This window comes from Rothia sp. HMSC062H08, assembly GCF_001810775.1.
Lineage (GTDB): Bacteria > Actinomycetota > Actinomycetes > Actinomycetales > Micrococcaceae > Rothia.
In genome coordinates, this window is record NZ_KV802667.1 from 133,499 (window position 1) to 140,883 (window position 7,385).

The following is a 7,385-nucleotide window of genomic DNA, read 5'->3' on the forward strand; positions in this document are numbered from 1 at the left end:
TAAGGTTGACAAGATTCGCTTCGAGGTTGCTGGTGGCGCTGGTGGCGGTTCCGACCAGGTTGCTGGTGGTTCCGGTGCTCTCGTGACCGGTGAAATGCCCGTCAAGGAAGGCCAGATCATTGAGCTGGTTGCAGCTGCCGGTGGTGTTGCATACCTGATTTCCGAGCCCGGTGTTCACAGTAAGGCTATTTGGCAGACCCGCCCTGCAACCGGTGGTAAGGGTTACGGTAACGGTGGTGACGTCAATGAGCAGGCTGTCCCCGCAGACGCTAAGGCTCGCGTTGACGCTAACTGGCCCGGCGCTTCCGACATGAAGCGTTACCTCTACGGTGGTTCCGGTGGCGGTTCCTCCGCTCTGATCATCGACGGCACCCCCGTTGCAGTTGCAGGTGGCGGTGGCGGTGCGGGTATCCGTACCCAGCCCGGTACCAACAACATGCCCGCGGGTGACAAGTACTACAACCCCAAGGCAGTCGACGCTTCCACCACCCGCCTGAGCGACCCCGACGTTAAGTCCGTTCTGCCCGCAGGTGCAAGCGCATCCGCAGCAACCGGTGACAACGCTGAGACCTCTATCTCCCACTACACCGTTCTGAAGCCGCACACCACTCCTGGCACCGCTATGAAGGTTGCCGGTGGTAACGGTGGCGGCAACGGTCAGGGTGGCGCAGGTGGCGAGAAGCCCCTGCTGTACACCCTGGCTAACGTCTACGGCGTTCTGGGCTTCACCAGCCAGAACCAGCAGGAGCTCTTCAGCTCCTCCACCGCTGGTGACAAGGGTGGCTCCGGCTTCGATGGTAAGGGTGCAGACGGCGTCTTCGCGTACTCCTACCAGATCGACAACCACGACATCTCCAAGCTGGAAATCGTTCACGCGACCAACCCGCTTAACCTCAACGACAAGACCTCCTACCGCGAGGATTACACCCGCATGTCCTTCAACGGCTACCAGACCGTTGTTTCCGCAGGTGGTGGCGCAGGTTACGGTGGCGGTGGCTCCGGTGCTGCTCGAGGCCTGTCTTCCATCATTACCTCCCAGAAGTGGAACGCTAACGAAGAGCCGACCCGTTACCGCCAGAACGTTGGTGCACTGCTGCAGGCAGGCGCAGGTGGCGCTGGTGGCTCCTACGTGGCTCCCTCCGTCCCGAACGGTACCATCGCATCCGCTAACAACGCTGCGAAGGAATCCGGCGTTCGTAACCCCGGTTACGTGAAGGTCACCCTCTGCGAGCGCTCCTAATAGCGTCTAAGTTCTTACCTTGTGAGAACTCGTAGATAAACAGTATTCCCCGGCTGATGATTCAGCCGGGGAATATTGTTTTAACCGGTGGGGCAGGGGGAGCGGTAGCTAACCTGGAACTCTCTAGCCCAGAGTCTGAGAACCCACCCGCACACTCTACCGCCCACCCACGGCGCGTATTACGGTAGAGGCATGACTGAAGCACGTAGCATCGACCTCGCCGTCATCCCCGGCGACGGCATCGGCCCCGAAATCATTACCGAAGCCCAGCGCATCCTCACCCGCGCCTGCGAGCTCGAAAACATCACCGTAACCCCCACCCACTACAAGCTCGGCGCCGAGCACTGGCTGGAAACCGGTGAAACCCTGCCCGACTCCACCATGGACGCCCTCAAGCAGCACGACGCGATCCTCTTCGGCGCCATCGGTGCAGACCCCCGTAGCGGTCAGATTCCCTCCGGCCTCATCGAACGCGAAATGCTCCTCAAGTTGCGCTTCGCCTTCGACCACTACATCAACCTGCGCCCCTCCCGCCTGTACCCCGGCGCAGTCTCCCCGCTCGCCAACCCCGGCAACATCGACTTCGTGGTCGTGCGTGAAGGCACCGAAGGCCCCTACATTGGCAACGGCGGCGTCATCCGCGGCGGCACCCCGCACGAAATCGCCACCGAGGTCTCCCTCAACACCGCGCACGGCGTGGAGCGCCTGGTACGCTACGCTTTCGAGCTTGCCGCAACCCGCCGCAAGAAGGTCACCCTCGTGCACAAGACCAACGTGCTCACCCACGCTGGCCGCCTCTACAACCGCTACTTCAGCGAAATCGCGAAGGAATTCCCCGAGGTCGAGACCGACTACCTGCACATTGACGCGACCACCATCTTCATGGTCACCGACCCCGCACGCTTCGACGTGATTGTTACCGACAACCTCTTCGGCGACATCATCACCGACCTCGCCGGTGCAGTGACCGGCGGTATCGGCTACGCGGCAAGCGGCAATATCAACGCCGTTGGTGAGTTCCCCTCCATGTTCGAGCCCGTTCACGGCTCCGCACCGGACATCGCCCGCCAGAACAAGGCAAACCCCACCGCCGCAATCCTCGCCGGTGCGATGTTGCTGCGCCACCTCGGCCACGATGCAGCCGCAGCCCGCATTGAGGACGCTGTTGAGGCAGATATGCGCGAGAACGGCGCGAGCGTGCGTGGTACCGACCAGGTCGGCGCGGACGTGCTCGCACGCCTCGGTTAATACTTGCCCGGCTAAAACTGGCTCGGCTAAAAACGTGAACTACGCTAGCGAAGCCCGGAAGGAACACACCTTCCGGGCTTCACCTGTTCACATCCTGAATGGCAGAAAAGGTGCGCATGCGGCAAACTCATCTTTCCGGTACTCTAAAACAGGTCAGGCACACCCGCCCGGCACCTCGGCGGTGGACACCATCCACCACTAGCTTTGATGCATCCAACTAGCACAGACCGCTAGATGCACCATCTGCCCCGCACGACAACGCGCTCGGCGGCACACACCGGTCCCTCGCCTCGCCGCGAGAACCGCCACTCAAAGAACGCCCACAGAGGCAACTAGACGAAGAGGAACGCAGAACGATGGCAACCGAATTCAGCCACGAAGCAAACCAGTCACCCGCCACCGCCGAACGCCGCGCCGAAATCCTCGCAAACCCCGGCTTCGGTGACTACTTCAGCGACCACATGGTCACCATCGACTGGGAGGGTGACTACAAGACCGGCGGCACCTGGTACGACGCACGAGTTCACCCCTACGGCCCGCTCGTCCTCGACCCCGCAGCATCCGTGTTCCACTACGGCCAGGAAATCTTCGAAGGCGTCAAGGGCTACCGCCACGCTGACGGCTCCGTATGGACCTTCCGCCCCGAAAAGAACGCAGAACGTTTCGCACGCTCCGCACACCGCCTCTCCCTGCCCGAACTGCCCGCAGAACTGTTCGTCGAATCCCTGCGCGAACTCGTCAAGGCAGACGAAGCATGGGTACCCACCGGCGACGGTGAAGCCTTCTACTTCCGCCCCTTCATGATCGCAACCGAGGCGTACCTCGGCGTGCGCCCCGCAAAGCACGTGCAGTACCACGTCATCGGCTCGCCCGCAGGTAACTACTTCGGTACCCCCGAACCCGTAGACATCTGGCTCTCCACCACCTACGCCCGCGCAGGCGAAGGCGGCACCGGTGCGGCAAAGTGCGGCGGCAACTACGCGGCATCGATGATCGCCCAGACCGAAGGCGAAAAGCACGGCTGCAAGCAGGTCATCTTCAAGGACCCGCACCGCGGCGACGCCATCGAAGAGCTCGGCGGCATGAACGTCTTCTTCGTCTTCGGCAAGGAAAACAAGATCGTCACCCCCGAACTGACCGGCACCATCCTGGAGGGCGTGACCCGCTCCTCGCTGATTCAGCTGGCTAAGGACCGCGGTATGACCGTCGAAGAGCGCGCAATCACCCTCAACGAGTGGCGTGAAGGCGTGGCAAACGGCGACATCACCGAAATCTTCGCCTGCGGCACCGCAGCAGTGGTCGCGCCCATCGGCAAGCTCAAGGCAGAAGACTTCGAAATCCCGGCACCCACCGAGCACTTCGGCGAAATCTCCAAGAGCCTGCGCGAAGAGCTCGTCGGTATTCAGCTCGGCACCGTTGAGGACCGCCACGGCTGGATGACCCGCCTCATCTAAAACGTGAATCTAACGTAACCCGCGAAATCCCCGCAGGATGCGCCCGCACCCGGAACGCGCACCCGCGGGGATTCGCTGTGCCCGGTCAGTGCTGTGCTCAGCGAATATTGCGCGCGGCGTTGATAGCGCGATGACAGGGGAGGGGAGGCACACCCCGCCGAACCTAATAGTGTTGAACCCCGCCGGGCTAAAACCTGCCTTGCCAATTCCGCCCGCCGCCCCCGCCCTCGAAGGCTGGTACCCTAGAAAGTATGCGTATTGCACGATTTACCGTAAATAATGAGCTCCACTTCGGGCTGGTAGAAGGCGACGCAGGCGAAGAAACCCTGCGCGTCATCGCCGGCGACCCCTTCTACTCGGGTATCGAACCGACCGGCACCACCTACCCCATCGACCAGGTGCGCCTGCTCGCCCCGATTATCCCCCGCTCCAAGGTGATTGGAGCGATCGCAAACTGGGCTGGAACCGAGGCGCCCGCCTCTCCGCAGTTCTTCCTCAAGCCCAACACCACCGTGATTGGCCCCGGCGACCCCGTGACCCTGCCCGAGTACTCCGAAGCCGTCAGCGCAGAAGGTGAACTCGCCGTCGTTATCGGTCGTATCGCCAAGTCCGTGCCTCTTGAGCGCGTGCACGAGGTCATCTTCGGCTACACCGTGGCAAACGACCTCACCGCCCGCGACCTGCTCGAAGACCGCCAGTGGACCCGCGCCAAGGGCTTCGACGGCTCCACCCCGCTCGGCCCCTGGATCGAAACCGACCTGGACACCGACTCGCTGAACATCACCACCTGGGTTGACGGCGACGTCGTGCAGGAAGGCAACACCTCCGAAATGCACTACTCCGTAGCCGAACAGGTTGCCGCAGCCTCCGAAATCTTCACCCTGCTGCCCGGCGACGTACTGCTCACCGGCACCCCCGCCGGCATCAGCGTACTGCGCGACGGCAACGAAGTAGAGGTTGAAGTCGAAGGTATCGGCTCCCTCGTCACCCGCGTGCGCGACTAAGCAGTCCGCACCCAAAAACGTAACGTACATCCTGAAACACACCGTCAAGGAGACATCATGACCGAATACCACGGTCCCGTACTCAACAGCCCCGCAGACACTCGCGTCCGCTTCTGCCCCTCGCCCACCGGCACCCCGCACGTGGGCATGGTCCGCACCGCCCTCTTCAACTGGGCGTACGCACGCCACACCGGCGGCAAGCTGATCTTCCGCATCGAAGACACCGACGCGGCACGCGACTCCGAAGAGTCGTTCAACCAGGTGCTCGAATCCCTGCACTGGCTCGGTATCAACTGGGACGAAGGCGTTGGCGTCGGCGGCCCCCACGAGCCCTACCGCCAGTCTGAGCGTAAGACCGCAGGCATCTACACCGAGATCTTCGAAAAGCTCGTTGAGGGCGGCTACGTGTACGAAGACTTCTCCACCCCCGACGAGGTGAAGGAACGCCGCAAGGCAGCCGGTCAGGACCCGCAGCTCGGCTACGACAACTACGACCGTAACCTCACCGAAGAGCAGAAGGAAGCCTACCGCGCCGAGGGCCGCAAGCCCGTGTGGCGTCTGCGCATGCCCGATGAGGACATCACCTTCAACGACCTGGTTCGTGGTGAAATCACCTTCAAGGCTGGCACCGTGCCCGACTACGTGGTCGTGCGCTCCAACGGCGACCCGCTGTACACCTTCGTGAACCCTGTCGACGACGCGCTCATGGGCATCACCCACGTGCTGCGCGGCGAGGACCTGCTCTCCTCCACCCCGCGTCAGATTGCGCTCTACCGCGCACTCATCGACACCGGCGTGACCAGCTTCATCCCCGAATTTGGTCACCTGCCCTACGTCATGGGCCAGGGCAACAAGAAGCTCTCCAAGCGCGACCCCGAATCGAACCTCTTCCTGCTGCGCGACTCCGGCTTCATCAAGGAAGGCCTGCTGAACTACCTGTCCCTGCTGGGCTGGTCTCTCTCCGCAGACCAGGACGTCTTCAGCATCGACGAGCTCGTCGAGCACTTCGACGTACACGACGTTGTCGCCAACCCCGCACGCTTCGACGTGAAGAAGGCAGAGTCCATCAACGGCGACCACATCCGTGCGCTCGACCCCAAGGACTTCCGCGACCGCCTCATCCCGTACCTGCAGGCTGCAGGCGTACTCGGCGAGACCCTCACCGAGCGTGAAGAGCAGGTCCTCACCGAAGCTGCGCCCCTCGTCCAGGAGCGCATGCAGCTGCTTGGCGAAGCACCCGGCCTGCTCGCATTCCTCTTCAAGAGCGACGACGAGATCACCGTGGCTGACGACGCACGCAAGCAGCTCAAGGAATCCGCACCGCAGGTCCTCGCCGCCGCAATCGAGGCTCTGGAACCCCTCGAGGACTTCACCGCAGCCAACATCGAAGCAGCCCTGCGCGCCGCAATCGTCGACGGCCTGGAAATCAAGCCGCGCCTCGCATTCGGCCCCGTGCGTATCGCAGTGTCCGGTGAGCGCATCTCCCCGCCCCTGTTCGAATCCATGGAAATCCTGGGTAAGGAATCCTCCCTCGCACGCCTGCGCAAGCTTGCCGCTGAACTGAGCTAACCATGAATCAATCGATCATGGGGAAGGCGCTGCTGAAGGGCTCCATCATGGCGCTCACCAACGCCTGCATTATCTGGCTGATTCTGTACATCGCCAACATGGACAAGTCCGTCTTGATGGTGGTCGCTGTTGTCGTTGCGGCAGCCTTCGGATACGTGACTGCCTACTTCGAGGCGCGCGCCGCCCTGAACGCTCAAGAAGCTCAGGCACGGCACGCCCGCGGCGGCGACGTCAGCAGTTCGTCTGACGGCGTAGACACCTCGGACTCTTCGCGTGAAGAGGACGACGAAGACGACTTCGTGGACCCGGGCCCCGACCCGGACGCGGGCGACTTCGACGCCGGAAGCTCCAGCAGCTCCAGCAGTTCGGATTACAGCAGCTACAGCAGCTCCGACTACTCTGGCGGCGGCGATTCCGGTGGAGGCGACTCTGGCGGTAGCAGCGACTAAGCTCTAGAGAATCCCCTTATCCAGCGGGAATCTGACGACCGAAAGGTCTGAAGGAAACCCGGCGGATAAGGGGATTTTTCATAAATTTGAGAATATTTTTTGTGATGGGTATTTCCTGTAAAACTACTAGTCGGTATCTTTTGCGGAGGTGAATCTGGCTCCATTTGAGGGAGTGTAGCAAGAATTTGGTTTGCGCACCCCGGTAAAGGCTCGTATAGTAGTACCTGTTGTTGCGACGAACTGAAAAGTTCAAAGCGAAAACATGCGGTTGTAGCTCAGTTGGTAGAGCACCACCTTGCCAAGGTGGATGTCGCGAGTTCAAGTCTCGTCAACCGCTCCGCTCAAGCCCCGAGGTTCGCCTCGGGGCTTTTTTGTTGTCTCTGGGGTTTTATTGAACTGCCTCCCGTTTCTTGGACAACAA

General features: G+C 61.7%; 6 protein-coding genes and 1 tRNA gene. All 7 read left to right on the forward strand.

The features are described 5' to 3' along the window. Positions 1 to 1,240, forward strand: a 1,240-nt coding sequence (locus HMPREF2765_RS05145; RefSeq protein WP_070604532.1) for a transcriptional initiation protein Tat, incomplete at its 5' end; no start/stop codon positions are given. 192 nt (positions 1,241 to 1,432) lie between these two features. Then, a complete protein-coding gene (locus tag HMPREF2765_RS05150) occupies positions 1,433 to 2,488 on the forward strand; it encodes a 3-isopropylmalate dehydrogenase (protein ID WP_070604534.1) in 1,056 nt (351 codons plus the stop codon). 356 nt (positions 2,489 to 2,844) lie between these two features. After that, positions 2,845 to 3,942: a branched-chain amino acid aminotransferase gene (locus tag HMPREF2765_RS05155; protein WP_070604535.1), complete on the forward strand. Its 1,098-nt coding sequence runs from the start codon at positions 2,845 to 2,847 to the stop codon at positions 3,940 to 3,942. A gap of 251 nt (positions 3,943 to 4,193) precedes the next feature. Next, the gene (locus tag HMPREF2765_RS05160; RefSeq protein WP_070604537.1) at positions 4,194 to 4,946 is read left to right on the forward strand and encodes a fumarylacetoacetate hydrolase family protein; all 753 of its coding nucleotides are present in this window, start codon (positions 4,194 to 4,196) and stop codon (positions 4,944 to 4,946) included. Positions 4,947 to 5,003: 57 nt separating this feature from the next. Beyond that, entirely contained in the window at positions 5,004 to 6,515 is a 1,512-nt protein-coding gene (gltX, locus tag HMPREF2765_RS05165; protein WP_070604539.1) for a glutamate--tRNA ligase, read from the forward strand. Positions 6,516 to 6,517: 2 nt separating this feature from the next. Then, complete coding sequence (locus HMPREF2765_RS05170) at positions 6,518 to 6,964, forward strand: hypothetical protein (RefSeq protein WP_070604541.1); 447 nt, start codon at positions 6,518 to 6,520, stop codon at positions 6,962 to 6,964. Positions 6,965 to 7,228: 264 nt separating this feature from the next. Beyond that, a tRNA-Gly gene (locus HMPREF2765_RS05175) sits at positions 7,229 to 7,301 on the forward strand. Positions 7,302 to 7,385 lie beyond the last annotated feature (84 nt).